The sequence below is a fragment of the Bradyrhizobium sp. 33ap4 genome, from assembly GCF_032654765.1.
Classification (GTDB): Bacteria; Pseudomonadota; Alphaproteobacteria; order Rhizobiales; family Xanthobacteraceae; genus Bradyrhizobium; species Bradyrhizobium australafricanum.
The window spans coordinates 22428-41713 of the sequence record NZ_JAUMTJ010000021.1 but is presented as its reverse complement, the minus strand read 5'-3'; the positions used below and the strand labels follow the sequence as shown (position 1 = coordinate 41713).

Below are 19286 nucleotides of genomic sequence, written 5' to 3'. Positions count from 1 at the left end.
TCGCGCGCGCACCAGAGAGCGATGAGGTCGCATGGGAGGTCTGTATCTCGGCATCGACGTCGGAACCGGCGGCGTGCGCGCTTGTGCAATCGATGCGCAGGCCGCCATCCGCGGCTTTGCGTCCGTCGCGCTGGCTGCACCGCGCGTCGACGGCAACGCCATCGACCAGACACCAGAGCTGTGGTGGCAAGCCGCGACGGCGGCCATCCGCAAGCTCGGCGAGACCGTCGCTCTCGGCGACGTCACGCGCATCGTCGTCGACGGCACGTCGGGCACGCTGTTGCTGGTCGACGCCGCCGGCCGCCCCTGCTCGCCGGGGCTGATGTACAATGATGCCCGCGCCACGCGTGAGGCGACGCGCGTCGCGGCGGTCGCCCCGCGCGAGAGCGGCGCGCATGGCGCGAGCAGCGCGCTCGCCAAGCTGCTCTATCTGCAGAATGACGGCTATGTCGGCGATGCGCGCCACGCCGTTCACCAGGCGGACTGGATCGCCGGCCGGCTCGCGAACCATCACGGCATCAGCGACGAGAACAACGCGCTGAAGCTCGGCTACGACCCGGTCGCGCGCGCCTGGCCATCCTGGCTCGAACAGCTCGGCGTGCGCGACGATCTGCTCCCCGAAGTGCTGGTGCCGGGCACGCCATTTTCCGAGATGGATCCGCAGATCGCGCGGTCGCTAGGACTGCCGCTCACGGCGCAGGTCTCCGCCGGCACCACCGATGGCGTTGCGGCCTTCATCGCGACGCGCGCCGACCAGCCGGGCGATGCCGTCACCTCGCTCGGCACGACGCTGGTGGTGAAGCAGCTTGCGACCCAGCCGATCTTCGCGGCCGACCAAGGCGTCTATTCGCACCGGCTCGGCGAGCGCTGGCTTGCCGGCGGCGCCTCGAACTCCGGCGGCGCCGCTTTGCTGGTGCATTTCACCGCCGCCGAGATGGAGCGGCTGACACCGCAGCTGACGCCGGACCAGCCGACCGGGCTCGACTACTATCCGCTGCCAAAACCCGGCGAACGCTTTCCGATCGCCGATCCAGCGTTGGCCGCGCGGGTCACGCCGCGTCCTGCGGAAGATTGCCGCTTCTTCCAGGGTCTGCTCGAGGGCATCGCCTCGGTGGAAGCCCTCGCCTACCGCCAGCTGGCGCGGCTCGGTGCGCCGCGCCTGCGCCGCGTCATCGCCATCGGCGGCGGCGCGAAGAACGACGCCTGGACCAGCATCCGGCACCGCGTTCTCGGCGTTCCCGTCTCGGTCGCCGAGCAGACCGAAGCAAGCTACGGCGCCGCGCTGCTCGCGCTGAACGGAGGCCTGCCATGAAGGCCGATGCGACCGCGATCGCCGGCCTTCACGCCATCGTCGACCGCTTCGATCATGTGCTGCTCGACCAGTGGGGCACGCTGCATGAGGGGCTGGCGGTGTTCCCCGCGGCGCTGGAGTGCGTGGCGCGGCTGCGCGAAGCCGGCAAGCGGATCCTGGTCCTGTCCAACTCCGGCAAGCGCGCCGGCAGCAACCAGCGGCGGCTCGCGACGCTCGGTCTGCCGCCCGACGCCTATGACGGCGTGTTGTCCTCGGGCGAGGTCACCTGGCGCGGCCTGCATGCGCGCGAGCAGGCGCCCTTTGCCGAGCTCGGACGCGCCTGCTTCCTGATCTCGCGCGACGGTGACCGCTCGATCGTCGACGACACCGACCTTGTGGTGGTCTCGAACATGCGCGAGGCCGATTTCATCCTGCTCGGCGGTCTCGACGATGATGCGGCCGAGCCCGAGCGATGGCGTGAGCCGCTGGCAACCGCTGCCGCACGCCAACTGCCGATGCTGTGCGCCAATCCCGATCTGGTGATGTTCGGGGTCGCGGGCCTGATCCCCGCGCCGGGCGCGCTCGCCGCATTCTACCATTCGCTCGGCGGCACCGCGCTGTTCGTCGGCAAGCCGCATCCGCCGATGTTTGCCGCCGCGCTCGACCAATTGGGACGGCCGCCGCCGGACCGGATCCTCGTCATCGGCGACTCCCTCGATCACGATATCGCCGGCGGACGCACCGCCGGCATGCTGACCCTGCTGATCGGCTCCGGCGCCCACCGCGCGACGCTTGCGCAGGCGAGCGATCTGCCGCGGGCGATCCAGACCGTGGCCGGCACAGCGGCGCGGATGCCGCACTGGACGATGGACCATCTGACCTGGTGAGAACAGCCCCGATGCGACCGCCTCAAATGCTGGATGAACTGCGCCGAATGTCGGCACGCGTCGGCAGGAATATCCTGCTGGTGCAAGGCGCCGGCGGCAATTCGTCGGTCAAGGATGGCGACGTGCTGTGGGTGAAGGCGTCGGGTACCTGGCTCGCCGATGCCGAGGACAAGGAGATTTTCGTGCCGGTCGCCTTGTCGGCCGCGCGCGCGGCGCTGCTGCATGGCGACGAACGCGTGCCGCTGGCGCCGAACGCCGGGACGACGCTGCGCGCCTCGATCGAGACCTCGCTGCATGCCCTGATGCCGCACCGGATCGTGCTGCACGTCCATTCCGTCAACACCATCGCATGGGCGGTGCGCACCGACGCCCGCGACGAATTTGCCCGGCGCCTGGACGGACTGGCCTGGCGTTACCTCGACTATCGCCACCCGGGGCTGCCGCTCGCGCGCGCGGTTAGCGCGGCGATCGCCGATGATACGGTGGACGTCCTGATCCTCGGCAATCACGGCCTGGTGGTCGGTGCGGCTAGCTGCGACGCCGCCGAGGCTTTGGTCGCCGAGGTCGAGCAACGTCTCGCCCTCGAGCAGCGTAGCGCGCCGGCGGCAGATCATGACGCCCTCCGCACGATCTGCGTGGGCACCAACTATCGTCTGCCGCGGGATCCTCGCGGCCACGACATTGCCACCGACCGTTACAGCCGCGCGATCGCGACCAGCGGCTCGTTGTATCCTGATCACGTCGTCTTCCTCGGCCCGGGCCTGCCGGTCCTGGAACATCGCGAGAAGCTGAGCGCCATGATCGCGCAGACCACCGCGAACGGACTGCCGCCGCCGGTGGCGCTCCTCGTTCCCGACCTCGGCAGCCTTATCCGCGAGGATGCGAGCGACGGCGCGGAAGCCATGCTGAGCTGTCTCGCATTGGTCACCTGCCGCCTGCCCCTGACCGCACGGGTCAACTATCTGACCGCAGAGAACGAGCATGCGCTGCTGAATTGGGACGCCGAGCGCTATCGCCAGCAACTGACGGCCGATCGCTGATCGACAGAGACGTTCGTCGCTTCATCCCTTCTCGGCGGAAAGAAACAGGCGATAGGCCGGATTTTCGCTCTCGTTCCAATAGGGATAGCCGAGCGCATCCAGCGCCTGAACGAACCGGGCGCGCTCGTGAGGCTTGACCTCGATCCCCGCCAGGATGCGTCCATAGTCGGCGCCGTGATTGCGATAGTGGAACAGCGAAATATTCCAGTCGGGCGCCAGGCTCTCGAGGAATTTCAGCAGCGCGCCCGGACGCTCCGGAAACTCGAAGCGGTAGATGACCTCGTCCTTGAGCAGCGGAGCGCGACCGCCCACCATGTAGCGCACATGGTCCTTGGCCATCTCGTTCTCGCTCAAATCGAGGATCGGATAGCCTTCGCGCCGAAGCAGCTCCATGACCTCCCGCTTCTCGGCCTCGCCGCGGCTCAGCGCGATGCCGACGAACAGTTGCGCCGGCGCGGTGGTCTCGGCAAAGCGGTAGTTGAATTCCGTGATCGCGCGCGAGCCGAGGATGCGGATGAAGTGCCGATAGCTGCCCGGCTTCTCCGGCACGGTCACGGCAAGCAGCGCCTCGCGATGTTCGCCGACCTCGGCGCGGTCGGCAATGGTACGCAGCCGGTCGAAATTCAGATTGGCCCCGCTGTTGACGGCAATCAGACTCCCGTCACTGAGCGCGCCGCGCTCGGCGTAGGCCTTGAGGCCGGCCAGCGCCAATGCGCCGGACGGTTCGGCAACCGATCGCACGTCGTCGAAGATGTCCTTGATGGCGGCGCACATGGCATCGGTGTCCACCGTGACGACCTCGTCGAGCAGGTCGCGGCAGAGCCGGAAGGTCTCGGTTCCAACCTTGCGAACGGCGACGCCGTCGGCGAACAGTCCGACCTGATCCAGCGCGACGACGTTGCCCTTGGCGAGCGCGGCCGCCATCGACGCGGCGTCCGCCGGCTCGACGCCGACGACCTTGATCGACGGGTTGAGGAATTTCACGAAGGCGGCCACGCCGGCCGCCAGTCCGCCTCCGCCGATCGGCACGAAGATCGCCTCGATCGGATCGGGATGCTGGCGCAGGATCTCCATCCCGACCGTTCCCTGGCCGGCGATCACATCGGGATCGTCGAACGGATGCACAAAGGTCAAGCCACGCGCAGCCTCGATCTCCCTGGCCTTGGTTTGCGCGTCGTCGAACGTATCGCCATGCAGGACAACGTCACCGCCCAAGCGCCGGACGGCCTCGACCTTGATGGCGGGCGTCGTCCTCGGCATCACGATCGTCGCCGGAATGCCGAGCTTGCGCGCCGACAGCGCCACGCCCTGCGCATGATTGCCCGCCGACGCGCAGATCACGCCCAGCCTGCGCTGCGCGTCCGGCAGCCTGACGATCTTGTTGTAGGCACCGCGAAGCTTGAACGAGAAGATCGGCTGGAAGTCTTCCCGCTTCAGCAACACCGTGCGCGACAATCGTTCGGAGAGCCGCGGCATCGGGTCGAGCGGCGTCTCGACCGCCACGTCGTAGACCCGTGCGGTCAGGATGCTTTGGGCGTAGTCGTGGAGCGCGTTAGCGGTCATCGGGTCGCTTCTGTCGATGGGGAGGCAATCGATATCGGTTGCACCTTACCATCGTCGGCGCCGACCCGGCGAGCGGACGGCACGGAGCCGCCGCTGCATCCAGTTCGAAGCATCGCATGAGGGGAGGCTGGCGTGAAGCAAAGACCGCCGCTGCCAAAATATCGAAAACAACCCCATGCACAGTAGCCGGCGGCGGCCAGACTCGACCGAGCCACTTGACACGTCGGGCAACTCAGGGGTACATTTCTAGTATTCCGAATATTGCCAAACGCCTCCAGCGCTGCGGCTGAATCCGTGGCTTAGCCAAAATACCGCCCTGCACTGACCGCTTCAGGCCATGGGACGGGCCGAATTCCACCCCCTGCCATGGTCACCGGGCGCTTCCCAGCCCGATTCGGAGACGATCAGCGTGTCCTCGAGCTTGATGTAGCCGCGCGTTGGATGCAGCAGCGCGGTCTCGATCGAGATCACCATCCCGCGTTCGAGCGGCCGATCAGCGTCAGACGGCGAATAAGGCACCGGACCTGTCGCAGTCAGGCGCGGCGCTTCGTGGCTGACGAGCCCGATGCCGTGTGCGGTGAAGTCGAGCACGGCGCGATGCGGCGAGGCTTTGACGGCCGCCTCGCCCGCCGCGATGATGTCGCCACCCATGGCGCCCGGCCGGATCGCGCGCCGGGCCAACTGCTGGACGTCCTCGATTTCCTGCAGCAACTCGCGCAGCTCGCTGTCGGGTTCACCCAGGATGCCCATGCGGCTGAGGTCGCCGATATAGCCCCGGTAGTTTCCGCCGGAATCGATCGAGATCACGTCGCCTTGCACGAGACGCTGGCTGGAAGGCGCGCGGTTATGGCTCTTGCCCGCGGCAATCAGGCAATATTCGAAGACCAGATCGCGCTCCTGCTCCTCGCGGCGCAGATGGGCGACGACGTCGTGCTTGGTCATGCCCGGTGCGCAGCCACTGAACGTGGCCATCATCGCGTCGACGACCCGTTCGGAAGCCTCTCTGATGAGGTCCAGTTCGGCGGGAGACTTTACGGCACGCAGACGTTCCAGCGTGAAATGGACCTCGCGGAACTCGACGTCGCCAAGGCCGGCATGCAGATGATCCCTGGCATCGGCCGGCAGGAAGCCTGCCTCGATGCCGATGCGCCTGGCGGAGCCAGCGAGCTTCCTCACATGATCGATGACGAGGCCGATCGCATCGATCGTTCCCCACGCCTCCGCCTTGACAATCGGCGTCCATATCCGTCCGAGCGCGTGCTCGAACTTTTCCATGCGGTTGCCGATGTAGGCGGAATTTTCCGGGTGTCCTTTCTGATAGACGAACACCGGCAGATAGCGGCTGGTGCCGATTGCCTCCATGACGTCGAAGAAGAAGAAGCGATATCCACCGAGCAGATACTGCACATTGTGACGCGAGGTGACGATCAGGACGTCGAGCCCCGCTTCATCCATCAGCCGATCGAGCTTTGCAGTATCGAACGGCGCCGCCGTTGCGATCGTGTCGAAAGCGTTGTCCATGGTATGACCTTTCGTCTTTCACTGTCCCGCGGCCGGTTTTGCGGCCAGCGATTTCGGTGCGGCGCTCGCGCCCGCGTTTTCGCCAAACAGAACCACCGGGCGCCCGTGCGGCTCGACGCCGAGGAACGTAAAGGCAAGGCCGATCAGGAGGCCCGCGCCGGCAAGAAAGCAGAACGCCGGCGTCACCGCCGCGGCGGTCGCACTTGGATGCACGAGATTATCCGCGCCGGCGATCAATGCGAGACACAGGGGACCTACGATCTTGCCGATCCCATTCGAGAGCTGGGCAAGGCCGACTGCGCGTCCCGAGAGCTGAACCGGGAAGATTTCCGCCGGATAGGGTCCGATGTTCGAAAATCCGCCATCGAAGAACACGGCGCCGACGATCAGGAAGACCAGGAACAACGGTACCGAGCCGGCAAAGTCGTTGTGAAAATAGGCGGCGAGCGCCAGCGACGCCGCGGTGCCGTAGCCCATCAACTGACCACAGGGCTTGCGGCCGATCCGATGGGCGAGGAAGGCGAAGCCGGTCCGGCCGAGCACGCCGGCGAGGCTGACATAGATGAACATCTTTGCCGCATCCTGGGGCGCGACGCCGAGCAGAAGCGCCACGATCGTCGGCCCCCACAGGAACACGCCGTAATTCGCCGTGCTGGCGCCGAACCAGATCAGGACCGTCAGCCAGAAGCGCCGCTGCTCGGCAAAGAGATCGGCAAATGTCGCCGGGCTCGCCGGCGGCAGCGCAGGCAGCACGAAGGACTCGCCACCGACCCGGTAGAGTTTCCGGATGCTCGCCTGCGCCTCGCGCACGCGGCCCTTGCTGATGAGCCAGCGCGGCGATTCCGGCATGATGATCATGGTCAGAATTCCGAGGAGGATCGGCAGGAAGCCGACCGCCGCCAATCCGCGCCAGCCGACCAGCGGCAGCAGGAAGCTCGCCGTCACCGATGCCGACAGCACGCCAAAGGCGACCGGGACGACCACGAGACTCGTGACCAGCGTGCGATGGCGGGTCGGTGCGAATTCGACGATGGCAGGAACCGCCGCCGCCGCGCCGGCGGCAAGGCCGAAGCCGACGAAGAAGCGCAGGATCGCAAACGCAACCCAGCCGTCTTCCGGAATGAACGCGATCGCACCCGAGGTCAGGCCGCAGAGCAGAACGCCGGATATCGCCAGCGGCTTGCGCCCGAAACGATCCGCGAGGACGCCCGCGACGAACGCCCCCAGCATCGCCCCGATGCCGGCGCTCATCAGCATGATCGAGGTCTGCCCGAACGTCAGGTGCCATTTCGGCGCCAGCACCGAGACCAGAAATCCGACCACAAAGAAATCGAAGAAATCGACCACGCCGGTGACGGCGAAGATGATGATCGATAGCCAATAGCGCGTCGTTACCGGCGCTTCGTCGAACGGCACTGCGCTCGTTTGCTCCGCCATGGTCTCCCCCTGTTGTTGTCAAGCCGCCTTCTTGTTTGAATTCAGAAATGCCGTCATCGCCTCCGCCACCCGCTCGGGGGCCTGGATCGACGCGACATGGCCGACGCCTGCGATGGTCCTGGTCTCGACGCGGGCAAGATCGCAGGCGAGCGCAAATGTTTCCGCATTCGGGATCAGCCGGTCATCACCGCCCGCCAGCAAGAGCGTCGGGCGATCAAAGCCGGTCAGATCGGCGGCGACAGGCTGCGCAAGCAAGGCGCCGCGGCGCGCCTTCTGGCCCTCGTCGCGGCTGGAGCCGCGGAAGATCTCGATCAGTTCGGGTCGCGCCCGCAGATAAGCCGGCGGGAAGAAGAACTCGGCAATCTTCGATGCGTTGGCGATGGTGTCCGCACGGTAAGAAGCGAGCTTGCGGAAGACATCCGCATTGACGTCGAGCGGGCTTCTGTTGACCTTCCAGGTGCTGCTCAGGATCAGGCGGTCGATGCGATCGGGATGACGGGCCGCCAGCACCTGCGCGATCTGCCCACCCAGCGAGGTTCCGAAGACATGGGCAAGATCGTAACCGAGCCCTCCGATCAAGGCCGCGGCGTCGTCGGCCAAATCGGCCAGCGAATAGGACGACGGAGGGTTTCGGGTGGCACCGGAGTCGCGCTGGTCATAGGCGATCACCGTGAAGTTCGCCGCAAGGACAGGCGCAAGGCCGTCGAACATCGCATGATCAGCCTCGCCGCCATGCAGCAGCACGATCGGCTCGCCGCGCCCGGTTTTCTCAAACGCCGTGACGATGCCGTTGGATTCGAACGATTGCATCGGTGTCCCCGCTAATGCAGCAGCGTTGAAAGCGCGCCGGCCAATTCCTTCGCCGGATCCGACGGCAGCCACGGCATCCGCCAGGCCACATGGCCATCGGGGCGCACCAGCACGGCGCCACGCATGCCGAGCTGGAATCCGTCCGCCGGATCGGTTGACGGCAACTGTTTCAGCGACAGCGGCAAGGCGGTCTTCTCCGACACCTGCTTCCCCGCCTCCAGCCACTCGCTGCCGAGTGGCCCCGTGACGACGGTGAACTGCTTGTCGAACCAGTCGAGCGTCGATTTCTTGCGCGAAGGCTCGAGCCACATGTGCGGAAATCGCGCGCCGGGACGATCCGTCGGCGTGTAGTAGCGGGAGTTCAACGCTTTCGCGACGGTGCCATCGGGGATCACCGCGCCCTCCTCGTAATTGTGACCGAGGTTCTGCCCGATGCTGTGCAGGTGATTGTCCATGTCGTTGATCCAGAACCTGATCCGGTCCGGATCGCGCGATCGCACGGCGTCGTCGGTCAGCCCGAATCTCAGCCGATTGCCGTAGCTGAAATTGGCATTGGATTGCGCGATCGGACGTCGCTCGCTGGAATAGCTGTCGAGCAGCTTTTCGTCCGCAAAGCCCTTCAGCACGAAGGCCAGCTTCCACGCGAGGTTATGCGCGTCCTGAACGCCGGAGTTCAGGCCGAAGCCGCCGGTCGGCGGAAAGCGGTGTGCGCAGTCTCCGACCAGAAACACCCGGCCCTTTCGAAAGGTCTCGGCCACCTGCATGCTGACGCGCCAGATCGAGCGGTTCAAAAGCGTGACATCGAGATCGGGAACGCCGACATGGCCGCGCGCGATCTCGATGAACTCCTGGTCGGTCCACGGCCGCTCGCGATCGTCCTTGGTCAGGCCGATTTGCGTCACCGTCAGCCAGCGATCCCGGCCATTGGTGTTCAGGATGCCGGCGCGCGGCAGGTCGGGCTTGTCCGGGACGATGATGAAGCCTGCGGCCTCGCGCGCGATCGGCAGCCGCGACAGATCGGCACGCCAATACTCGTTCGACATCACCGCAAGCGTCGAGGGCCCGACCATCTCGATCCCGGCGCTGCGCCGCGTCTGGCTGCCTGCACCATCGGCGGCGATCAGGTAAGTCGCCGTCCAATGGGTCACCTCGCCGGTCTTTTCGCACCGTGTCGTGACGTTGACGCCGCTGTTGGTCTCCTCGAACGATTCGCAGGACGTGTTGAACAGCACCGTGGCGTGTTTGGACTTCTCGACCACCCGCAGGATTTCCTCCTCGACGGCGTCCTGGGCGACCAGGCTCTTCCAGGCGGGGGTATGACCGACATTCGGTTCGGGACGGGTGCGGCCGAACTCGTGGCCCGCGATGCTGTCGAGGAACACGAACATGTCGGAATTGTCCTGCAGACCGCGGTCGCGGATCGCCTGCTCGATCCCCCACTGCCGGAAGATCTCCATGGTGCGGACCCAGCAGCCGCGCGACTTGGGATGATCCGTCGTCGTCGGGCTCTTCTCGACCACCACGCAGTCGATGCCGAAGCGATCGAGCAGCAGCGACATCGCAAGGCCGACCGGCCCGCCGCCGGCAATGAATACGGACGTCTGGCGTGCCTCATCGGTGGCGATGCCCATCCTCGTCTCTCCTCCGTTTGATCGTTGCGAGGAGACTGCGCCTTTTTTGGTATCTCACAAGAATATGTTTGATATGGTATCCATCTCGATTTGAGATGGAGCGCCCGTCATGGACCTGCGGCAGATCCGCTATTTCGTCGCCGTCGCCGAGCGTGGCGGCTTTGCCGCCGCAGCGAGCACGCTGAACGTCGCCCAGTCGGCACTCAGCCGCCACGTCAAGGAACTCGAGGAGGAATTGGGCGGCGCCCTGCTCGAACGCGGCGCGCGCGGTGTCTCGGTCACGGAATCCGGCAAGGTGCTGCTCGCGCGCGGGCGCTGGCTGCTCGGCACGATCGACGACATCAAGGCCGAGGTGCGCACGGAAAATCGGGAGCCGAGCGGTACGGTGCGGATCGGCGCGCCACCGAGCCTCGGCGATATCCTCTACCCGCCGCTGGCCCAGGCCTTCGTCAAGCAATTTCCACGCGTGCGGCTCGAGTTGAGTGAGGGCCTGACGGAAAGCGCATCCGAGCGCCTGCTGCGCGGTGAGCTCGATCTGGCGATCGTGACGACGCCATCCCCCAACGACCATCTCGACTATGAAACGCTGGTCGTCGAGCAGGTGTTCCTGATCGGGCCGTCGCGCGACCCGTTGCTGAAGCGCGGCCGGCTGACCCGCAAGGAGTTCGACGCCTTGCCGTCCGCGGTGGCCCCGCTCAGCCGCAACCCATTCCCGTCGACCATGCTCTGCGCGGTGCGGGTCGATAACAGCACACCGATGAAACGCATGGTGGCATCTGGCCTCGGCTACGCGCTGCTACCATTCTCCGGCATTCACCAGGAGGTGGCTGCCGGGGTGCTGTCGGCGGCGCTGTTGCCGTGGATGCGCGCCGAGCGCGTGCTGGCGCTGCCGCGCGGACGGCCCGTGAGCCGGGCCACGCGTGAAGCGATTGCCGCGCTGAAGAAGATCTGCCGCGCTTTGATCGACGCGGGAATTATTCTGACAGCGCCGGCGCGCAAGAGCTAAACCCGCCGCTCCACGCAAGCGGTCTGCTCATTCCTCGCTGTAGCCCGACGCACGGGCCGTATCCGTTGCGTCCGGCTGCAGCTTCCGATCGACCAATCCGTCTTGACCATGGTTGTCATGACAACTATAGAGTCATTCCAAGATTGGCGATCAAGCCGGCTGTTCCCGCCGTGAAAAGACGCGAGCCGTGAGCGGCTCTGCGAGCGACTTTTCGCGGCCGGCGGTTAGTCGAAGGGAGGACGTTATGAACGCTGCTTCGCAGACCCACGCGGCAAGGCTGAGCGAGATTTCCCGGCTCATCGACGACCGCCCCGGCGAACGCATCTTTGAAGTCGATCGCCGGATCTTCACCGATCCGGACGTGTTCGACGTCGAGCTGCGATATGTCTTCGAGGCCACGTGGAATTTCATCGGCCTGGAATCCCAGGTCGCTCGGCCCAACGATTTCGTCACCACCCATATCGGCCGGCATCCAATTCTGGTGATGCGGAGCGCTGAGGGCAAAGTCGGCGCCTTCCTCAACACCTGCCGGCATCGCGGAACGATCGTCTGCCCGTTCAAGCAGGGCCGGCAGAAATTCCATGTCTGCCGTTATCACGGCTGGGCCTACGACTCGGGCGGGCGCAACATCTCCGTGACGGAGGAAGCGAGCGGGCAGTATCCGCCGTCGTTCTCGAACAGCAATCACGACCTTCTTCCGGTCGCGCGGCTGGGCTCGTATCGCGGATTCCTGTTCGCGAGCCTCTCGGCCGACGTTCCGCCGCTGGAAGAATTTCTCGGCGACACCCGCGCGTTCCTCGACCTCATCATCGATCAGAGCGACAGCGGTGAGGTCGAATTCGTGCCGGGCGCCAGCACCTACACGTTCGATGGAAACTGGAAGCTGCAGTTCGAGAACGGGCTCGACTACTATCACTTCGCGACCACACACAGCTCCTACGTCGATATCCTGAAGAAGCGCAATGCAAGCGCCGGACCGGATGCCGGATTCACCGCGGAGCCGGAAGGCGAGCAGGAAGGGCAAGGCAGCTTCAGCTTCGATTACGGTCACGCCGTCAACTGGTCGATCAAGCGCACGCAGCTCTATGGCCGGCCGCTCGGCATGGATCCGGCGGGTCTCGACGCCGTGCGGCAGCGCGTCGGCAGCACCCGCGCCAAATGGATGCTGCGCCAGCGCAACCTCACGATTTTTCCGAACCTGCAGGTCATCGACATCCTGTCGGCGCAGGTGCGAACCTGGCGGCCGCTGGCACCCGACAAGACCGAGATGGTGTCGCATTGCCTTGCTCCGGTCGGCGAAAGTGCCGCGGCGCGCACGCTTCGTATTCGCAACTACGAAGACTTCTTCAATGCCTCCGGGCTGGCAAGCTCGGACGACAACGTCATGTATGAGTTCTGCCAGACCGGCTATGACGCGACGACCGCCGCGCCCACGCAAGGTTATCTGCGCGGCATCGCGGAGGTCGGCCACGGCGAGAGCGCGCACACGCGCGAGCTCGGCATCACCCCTTCCGAATGGTCGTTCGGCCCCACCAGCTTCGGCGGCGAGACGAATTTCCATCCCGGGTATCGCGAGTGGCGCAGGCTGCTGCAGCACGCTGCCGGGGAGACGGCGTGATGGCGGCCGACGCAATCAAGCAAACCGATGCCCGCGCGGTCGCAGCCGCGGTCATCTTTCGCGAGGCCCGCCTGCTCGACACCGGCGAATGGGCCGACTGGGTCGCGATGTACAGCGAGGATGCCGTCTATTGGGTGCCGGCCTGGCTCGACGAGTACACCACCACCAATGATCCCGACACGCAGGTCTCGTTGCTCTACCACGATGCGCGGCGCGGACTGGAAGAGCGGATCGCGCGCATCGAGTCGCGCAAATCGATCACCGCGCTGCCGCTGCCGCGCACCGTGCACCAGATCTCGAACCTGGAAGCGTGGGAAACCGGCGCCGATCAGATCACCTGCCATTCGGTGTTCTCGGTCCACGTCTACGACCCGCGCATGGCCAAGGAACATCTGCGGCACGGGCGCTACGAGCACACGCTGCGGCGTGACGGCGAGACCTGGAAGATCGCGCGCAAGGTCATCACGCTGGTCAACGACCGCGTCCCGACCGTGCTCGATTTCTACAGCATTTGAGAGGGCACATGACGGACGATCAGGGAACCTGGCACGAAGCGGCCGCACTCAGCGCGCTGAACGAAGGCGAGCCGTACGGCATCGAAATCGGCCGCCACCACATCGCGCTCTATCGCGTCGGCAATGAGTACTACGCCACGAGCAACATCTGCACGCATGCGGAGGCGCTGCTGTCCGACGGCATTCTGGACGGCTGCGAGATCGAATGCCCGCTGCATATGGGCCGCTTCGACATCAGGACCGGCGAGGCGCTGACCAGCCCGGTCGAGATCGACATCCGGACCTATCCGGTCCGCGTGGCGGGCGACAGGCTCGAAGTCTGCCTGCCCGCATAAGACAACCATCAAAAATCAAGAATCGGGGGAAACAGGGATGACCGAAGTCGTGATGGACAAGGCGGCGATAACGACCGCCGATCCGCAGATCGAACGCACCACAATCCGCAAGGTCGCGCTGCGCCTGATGTGGTTCGTGATGGCGATGTATTTCCTCGCCATTCTCGACCGCGGAAACATCTCCTTTGCCGCGCTGCAGATGAACAAGGAGCTCGGGCTCAATGCCGAGAAGTTCGGCATCGCGGTCGGCATCATGTACTTCACCTATTCCATCTTCGAGATCCCGAGCAATCTCATCCTCAGCAAATACGGCGCGCGCGTCACGCTGACGCGGATCGCGATCCTGTGGGGCATCGCCACGATGCTGATGGCATTCACGCAGGGTCCGCTCAGCCTCTATGCATTCCGCGGCTTCCTCGGATTTGCCGAGTCCGGCCTGTTTCCCGGGGTGATGCTGCTGCTGAGCCTCTGGTTTCCATTCAGCTACCGCGCCCGCTACAACGCGATGTTCAACTATGCGGTGCCGATCTCCTATATCTTCGCCTCGCTGATCTCCGGCGCGATCCTCGAGCTGAACGGGGTGTTCGGCATCTCGGGTTGGAAATGGCTGTTCATCCTCGAAGGCCTGCCGCCCGTCATTCTCGGGATCGTCGGCATCTTCTATCTGACCGACCGCCCGCAGCAGGCGAGCTGGCTGTCGACGGCGCAGCGCAACTGGCTGACCAGCGCGCTGGAGCGCGACGCCAAGGCGACCGGGGTGGTGCATGCCGAAGGCGTGCTCAGGACCATCACCAAGCCGATGGTGCTGCTGTTCGGCCTGTGCAATTTCGGCCTGTTCTGCGGCCTGGCTTCGCTGTTTCCCTGGCTGCCGCAAATCATCAAGTCGTTCGGGCTGCCGAATTCACAGGTCGGTTTCGTGACCGCGATCCCGCCCGTCGCCGGCCTGATCGGCATGATCGCGTTGTCGCGGCACTCCGACCATGTCGGTGAGCGCTTCTATTATGCGGCCATGACCTTCGTGATCGCAGCGGCCGGCTTCGCGATGGCGGCCTTTTCAACATCGCCGGTTTGGATCATCATCGGATTCATGGTTGCCAATGTCGGTGTCTATGGTACGCAGGCCGTGTTCTGGACTATTCCCCAGTCCTACATGTCGCGGCAGAGCGCGCCGGGCGCGATCGGCCTGGTCAGCACCATCGGCAGCATCGGAGGCGCCACCATCCCGATCGTGATCGGACGCGCCAAGGACGCCTCGGGCAGTTTCACCACCGGATTCCTCGTGGTAACAGGCGTTCTCCTGGTCGCGGCGGCGTTGGTCCTGATCGCGCGCACTCAACTCGTGAAAGAATGAAGAGCCGGACTGGCGCAAACCGCAACAGAGCCCCTGACCCGCGCCGCGCCGCGCAAGGGAACACGGGCTCGGAGCTGGTGATCGATTTCGAACGTTACGTGCCCACGGTGCTGTCCAGCCTGGTCGCGAAGTTGCGCGCCAATGCCAATGCCTTCTTCCCGCAAGCCTACGGCGTATCGCTCGCGGAATGGCGGGTGCTGTCCTTTCTCAGGGAGCATGAACCGGCAAGCGCCTACGACATCTGGACCAATGCGCAACTGGACAAGGCCGTCGTCAGCCGCGAGACGGCCTCGCTGAAGAAAAAGGGCCTGATCGAGCTGACGCCGGTGCGAGGCAACGCCCGGAACCGGACCGAGATTCGGCTGACAGCGCAAGGCGTGGCGCTGCTCGATCGCAGTCTGGATGAAATCCTGCGCCGGCACAGCAACCTCACGGCCGGCCTCGACGCCAAGGCGCTGGAGAGCTTCTTCCGGGTCGTGGCGCATATCGAGCACCGCATTCCCCACATGGCCGACCAGACCTCGAACGCCGTGCCGGCCCATGCGCCGGTCAAACGCATTGCGAAGCGGAGGCCGCCGACCGGCGCCTAGCAACACTTGTCCGGTGAGGAACCCGCGTAATTTATGTTTCAGTAAGCAAGTTGTAGCTAGGATCGATCAGTGAGTTGCGTATGGGAGACTTCCAGTGATCGACTTTGACGAACTTCGTAGTATCGCCGCGGATGTTCGTATCTTTATCGACGCGTCGGAAGACAAGGGTGGCGCCTTGAAGGCCATCATCGAGGCCTACGACGTCGTTCTGGGGATTTTCCCGGCCGGCCAGGGAATGGATCTTCACGTGGTCAAGGGCAACGAGGTCCTCAATCATATCGCGCAGACCCAGGCCTCGTCGGGCTTTACCCACACCGCCATCGCATTCCAGACCCGTGAGCAGGCTGTTGCGCTTCAGCAACTGATGGCCGCCTAGCCACCGGCGTTACGCGCCCCTGTTGCGGGGGCGGCCGAAACGATCGCATCGGCGATCACGCAATCTCGATCAACGACCGAAGCGGCCCTGGAAGATCGAGGGTCGGATCTAATTTCCTCTCCCTGCATCTCAGGGCACCGGTAGATCAAGCAACGGTTGCTGAACCGCGTTGCGCAGCCGTTCGGCATGGTACTGCGCGACACAATCCCAGGGGTACTCGACCAGGAAATCGGCAATGCGCAGCGCCGCCGCGGCGGGCTCCGCGTACCGGATCGAACTGTAGACGGCTTCCCAGCGCGCGCAGAACGTCAGCTCCGAATCGCCGCGTTCGCCGCACAGCTCGTAGACCGTGATCGCGTCGGCAAAGCCCTTCGGCCGGATCTGGTCGACGCTGCGGAACGCGAATCTGTGTTCGGCACGCGCCTTCACGGCTGCACTCACCAGGACCTGCGTGCCGTAGTTCTTGTTGAGGCCTTCGAGACGCGAGGCCAGATTGATGGTGGCGCCGAGCGCGGTGTAGCTCATGCGGGCGGCGGAGCCGACATTGCCGACCACGGCATCGCCGAGATGCAGGCCGAACCGCGTGCCATAGGCCGGCCAGCCTTCGCTGCGGAAAGCCCGGTTGAGCTCGGCATTGCGGTGAACGCAGTCCAGCACGGCCTCGCAGGCATGAACGACGTGATCGGGATCCTCGTCCGGCGCGTTCCACAGTGCCATCACGGCGTCGCCGATGAACTTGTCGATGGTGCCATGGTGTTTCATGATCGCCTCCGACATCGCGGCGAAATAACGCGAGGTGAAGATCATGACTTGCGAGGGGTCCGCCTTCTCGGTCTTCGCGGTGAAGTCGGCGACGTCGGTGAAGAGAACCGTGACCTCGCGCCTGATGCCGCCGAGCTGCAGCGAGGCTCCGGACTGCATCAGCTGACGGACGATCGGCTGCGGAATGAAGCTTGAGAAGTTGCGTACGACGGTGCGCATCGTAAACACCGAGCGGCCCAGTTCATCGATCTCGTCGATGGCCGATTGCATCCGCGGCCGGTCGGCGAGCTGAAAGCGCTGGATCTCGTCGGTCTGCCGCGCCAGCTCGCGCAGCGATCGGGCGAGCAGCGAGCCGAGCCAGAACGCGAAAGGGAGCATCGCGATCACAAAGCCGAGCGCGACGGCGAACAGCGCGCGCCGCTCCGAGATGATCTTGGCGAAAAACTCGTCGAGCGGGGCGACCACCGCGAGGTGGATGTTGGCCGCACCGGCCGTCTCGATGCGGTGAAAGGCCGCGACGAGGGTCCGTCCGTCGGCGTCGGTGAAGAACTGCTGGGCGAGCCCGTCGGTGCGCCAGGCCTGGATCGCCGCGGACAGGCCGGGAAGCTTGAGGACGTCGATCCGGGGCAGTGCGTCGCTGCGTTCCGTCATCAGCTCGCGCATCTCGGGATGGCCGACGATGCGGTCGGCGTCGTTGAACAGGAAGGCCAGCCCCGATTTTCCGAGCTTTTGCCGGCTCAGCATCTCCTCGAGGCGATTGAGCAGCAGGTCAGCGGCCACCACCCCGCGGCGGCCCTCCCTCAGCGGCGTGCGCAGCGTGTAGCCGGGCTCCCCGGTCGCGTAGAACACATAAGGCCCGGTGAGCAGCGTCTTGCGATCCTTTAAGGCATCGACATACCAGGGACGCCGCCGCGGGTCGTAGCTGTGCGGCCCCGCCACCTCGGCGACCTTGGTCAGGTTTTCCGACAGGAACAGCGTCACCGGTGCCGCGGCGGCCGCCCCGGAGCGGGCAATGACGACGACGCGGTAGACGGCGTCGGCGGCGACATTCAGCGCCGTGCGGAATTGCGGCTTGGCGCGATCGATGACGTCCATCTCAAGGAAGGAGCCGTCTTCGTACCCGACATAGAGGTTGAAGATCTGCGGATTGTTGCGCAGCATCGAGGCCAGCAGGGCGTAGAGCCTGACATTGTCGGCGACGTCGGCCTCCTGGATGGCCGGAATTCCTGCCAGGATCTCGAGGTTGTCGCGCACATTCTTGAACTGCGCGTCGATGCGATCGGCGCCGATTTGCCCCACCTTGTCGATGAAGGTGCTCGCGGCCATCTGCGTGATCGACGAGACCCGCCTGAAACTGAGATAGACCAGCGTCAGTCCGACCACCAGCACCGCGGCGATGACCACCGTGATGATCGAGGTGCGGAAGCCGATACGAACCGGCCCCCGGCCGGTCTCGCGCGCATCACTCATCGAGCTCGTCGTTCGCCTCCGCTAATATTTGCGCACGATCGGCTTCGTCGGTGTAGTAGCCGGCGCGGCCGGCGAGAGCTGGAACGTCACCCACGCCGTCCACCCTTCCGGCCGGTTCTCTGCGGCGAAATCCTTGTAGCCACGAAGGTTCAGATAGCCCTGATAGCCGTCGGCCACCGGGAAGATGAATCCGACCTGCGGGCCGATGCCGGCGACGCGTCCCTTGAAATCACCGAGCGTCGCGCCGGCACCGCTGTCTCCGGTGAGCTGCTGGAAATAGTAGCCGGCGACACCGACATGCACATTCTTGGCGACGAACTTCGAAAGTCCCCAGTCGACGTGAAAGTCGATGCCGTTCTGGTACTGCAGATCCTTGTTCATTCCGTTGTAGGTGACGCCCGCCAGCACCGAGAACTCCTGGCCGGTTTCCGGATTGAGATAGGTATAGGCGCCGCCGACATCGATCGCAGTGAATCCGAAGCTGAGATTGGCGAGGCGGCTGCTGTCATAGGTCCCGCTCGGGATGTTGCCGAAGATGTAGAACATCTCGTTGTTGACACCCTGATTCCATTTCAGCGTGCCCTGGTAGAAGACATCGGAGACCGTGTTGCGGTTGTCGGTTGCGACGCCCGAGACCGTATTGCCCCGCGGCCCCGTCAGCGTCGCGTCCACGCCGACGCCGATATTTCCCGGCGCGGTAAGGAAGGTTACGGCGGCCTGGCCTCCAAGCACCGACTGAGCCCAGGTGTAGGTGAATCCTTCCACGAGAACGTCGGCATGCGCATTGAGACCGGCGACGACCGATCCGGGCACCCGGTTGCCGATGACGAAATTCTTGCCCGCGTTGGCGCTTTGGTCGAGGTGGATGTAGATTGTCTCATAGGCCCAACCAGGCATGGCCGGCGCGGCGGTCAGGCTCGCGAACGCGCCGGGCAGCCAGAAGCTCACTCCACCCGCGTCGGCCAGCGCCGTTCGCGGCATTGCCGACAGCGCGAGCGCGCCGATGATGCCCAATGCGGCGCACCTGTGATTTCTGACCATCCTCATCCTGATCTCCCCACTTCATTCAGGCCATCCTAGCGG

At 65.0% G+C, this 19286-nt stretch carries 17 protein-coding genes; 10 read left to right on the top strand and 7 right to left on the bottom strand.

Annotated features, from left to right (window positions below; genetic code table 11):
- Positions 1-31 precede the first annotated feature (31 nt).
- From Q2M23_RS17860 to Q2M23_RS17850, 3 genes are read left to right on the top strand one after another with little or no spacing between them, the layout of a single operon-like run.
- Positions 32-1312: an FGGY-family carbohydrate kinase gene (locus tag Q2M23_RS17860; protein WP_253638971.1), complete on the top strand. Its 1281-nt coding sequence runs from the start codon at positions 32-34 to the stop codon at positions 1310-1312.
- Positions 1309-2178: a TIGR01459 family HAD-type hydrolase gene (locus Q2M23_RS17855; RefSeq protein WP_316396301.1), complete on the top strand. Its 870-nt coding sequence runs from the start codon at positions 1309-1311 to the stop codon at positions 2176-2178. The genes Q2M23_RS17860 and Q2M23_RS17855 overlap by 4 nt, the downstream gene beginning before the upstream one ends.
- A gap of 11 nt (positions 2179-2189) precedes the next feature.
- Positions 2190-3218 (top strand): class II aldolase/adducin family protein, encoded by a 1029-nt coding sequence (locus Q2M23_RS17850; RefSeq protein WP_253638969.1) that lies wholly within the window; start codon positions 2190-2192, stop codon positions 3216-3218.
- Between the two features lie 21 nt (positions 3219-3239).
- Here the strand turns inward: Q2M23_RS17850 and ilvA are convergent, their stop codons facing one another.
- From ilvA to Q2M23_RS17825, 5 genes are all read right to left on the bottom strand, one after another.
- The gene (gene ilvA, locus Q2M23_RS17845) at positions 3240-4781 is read right to left on the bottom strand and encodes a threonine ammonia-lyase, biosynthetic (RefSeq protein WP_316396300.1); all 1542 of its coding nucleotides are present in this window, start codon (positions 4779-4781) and stop codon (positions 3240-3242) included.
- Positions 4782-5111: 330 nt separating this feature from the next.
- Positions 5112-6302, bottom strand: a complete 1191-nt coding sequence (locus tag Q2M23_RS17840) for a Xaa-Pro peptidase family protein (RefSeq protein WP_316396299.1) — start codon at positions 6300-6302, stop codon at positions 5112-5114.
- Between the two features lie 18 nt (positions 6303-6320).
- Complete coding sequence (locus tag Q2M23_RS17835; RefSeq protein WP_316396298.1) at positions 6321-7739, bottom strand: MFS transporter; 1419 nt, start codon at positions 7737-7739, stop codon at positions 6321-6323.
- Between the two features lie 18 nt (positions 7740-7757).
- Entirely contained in the window at positions 7758-8549 is a 792-nt protein-coding gene (locus Q2M23_RS17830; protein WP_253638966.1) for an alpha/beta fold hydrolase, read from the bottom strand.
- Between the two features lie 11 nt (positions 8550-8560).
- A complete protein-coding gene (locus tag Q2M23_RS17825) occupies positions 8561-10180 on the bottom strand; it encodes an FAD-dependent monooxygenase (protein ID WP_316396297.1) in 1620 nt (539 codons plus the stop codon).
- A gap of 109 nt (positions 10181-10289) precedes the next feature.
- Here Q2M23_RS17825 and Q2M23_RS17820 point away from each other — a divergent pair, with 109 nt between their 5' ends.
- The 7 genes from Q2M23_RS17820 to Q2M23_RS17790 all read left to right on the top strand — a co-directional run bounded on the left by Q2M23_RS17820 (position 10290) and on the right by Q2M23_RS17790 (position 15971).
- Positions 10290-11186 (top strand): LysR family transcriptional regulator, encoded by an 897-nt coding sequence (locus tag Q2M23_RS17820; RefSeq protein ID WP_316396296.1) that lies wholly within the window; start codon positions 10290-10292, stop codon positions 11184-11186.
- A 244-nt stretch (positions 11187-11430) separates the two neighbouring features.
- The gene (locus Q2M23_RS17815; RefSeq protein WP_316396295.1) at positions 11431-12804 is read left to right on the top strand and encodes an aromatic ring-hydroxylating dioxygenase subunit alpha; all 1374 of its coding nucleotides are present in this window, start codon (positions 11431-11433) and stop codon (positions 12802-12804) included.
- Entirely contained in the window at positions 12804-13319 is a 516-nt protein-coding gene (locus Q2M23_RS17810) for an aromatic-ring-hydroxylating dioxygenase subunit beta (protein WP_076823774.1), read from the top strand. Before Q2M23_RS17815 ends, Q2M23_RS17810 begins: the two co-directional genes overlap by 1 nt.
- Positions 13320-13327: 8 nt before the next feature.
- The gene (locus Q2M23_RS17805; RefSeq protein ID WP_076823771.1) at positions 13328-13654 is read left to right on the top strand and encodes a non-heme iron oxygenase ferredoxin subunit; all 327 of its coding nucleotides are present in this window, start codon (positions 13328-13330) and stop codon (positions 13652-13654) included.
- Between the two features lie 37 nt (positions 13655-13691).
- A complete protein-coding gene (locus Q2M23_RS17800) occupies positions 13692-15005 on the top strand; it encodes an MFS transporter (protein WP_168856273.1) in 1314 nt (437 codons plus the stop codon).
- A 77-nt stretch (positions 15006-15082) separates the two neighbouring features.
- Positions 15083-15595 (top strand): MarR family winged helix-turn-helix transcriptional regulator, encoded by a 513-nt coding sequence (locus Q2M23_RS17795; RefSeq protein WP_316396294.1) that lies wholly within the window; start codon positions 15083-15085, stop codon positions 15593-15595.
- A 94-nt stretch (positions 15596-15689) separates the two neighbouring features.
- On the top strand, positions 15690-15971 hold the full coding sequence (locus Q2M23_RS17790) for a hypothetical protein (RefSeq protein WP_057021052.1): 282 nt from the start codon (positions 15690-15692) through the stop codon (positions 15969-15971).
- 129 nt (positions 15972-16100) lie between these two features.
- Here the strand turns inward: Q2M23_RS17790 and Q2M23_RS17785 are convergent, their stop codons facing one another.
- Both Q2M23_RS17785 and Q2M23_RS17780 read right to left on the bottom strand, forming a co-directional pair.
- The gene (locus tag Q2M23_RS17785) at positions 16101-18203 is read right to left on the bottom strand and encodes an adenylate/guanylate cyclase domain-containing protein (protein WP_316396293.1); all 2103 of its coding nucleotides are present in this window, start codon (positions 18201-18203) and stop codon (positions 16101-16103) included.
- A 21-nt stretch (positions 18204-18224) separates the two neighbouring features.
- Entirely contained in the window at positions 18225-19250 is a 1026-nt protein-coding gene (locus Q2M23_RS17780; protein ID WP_316396292.1) for a transporter, read from the bottom strand.
- Between the last annotated feature and the right edge of the window lie 36 nt (positions 19251-19286).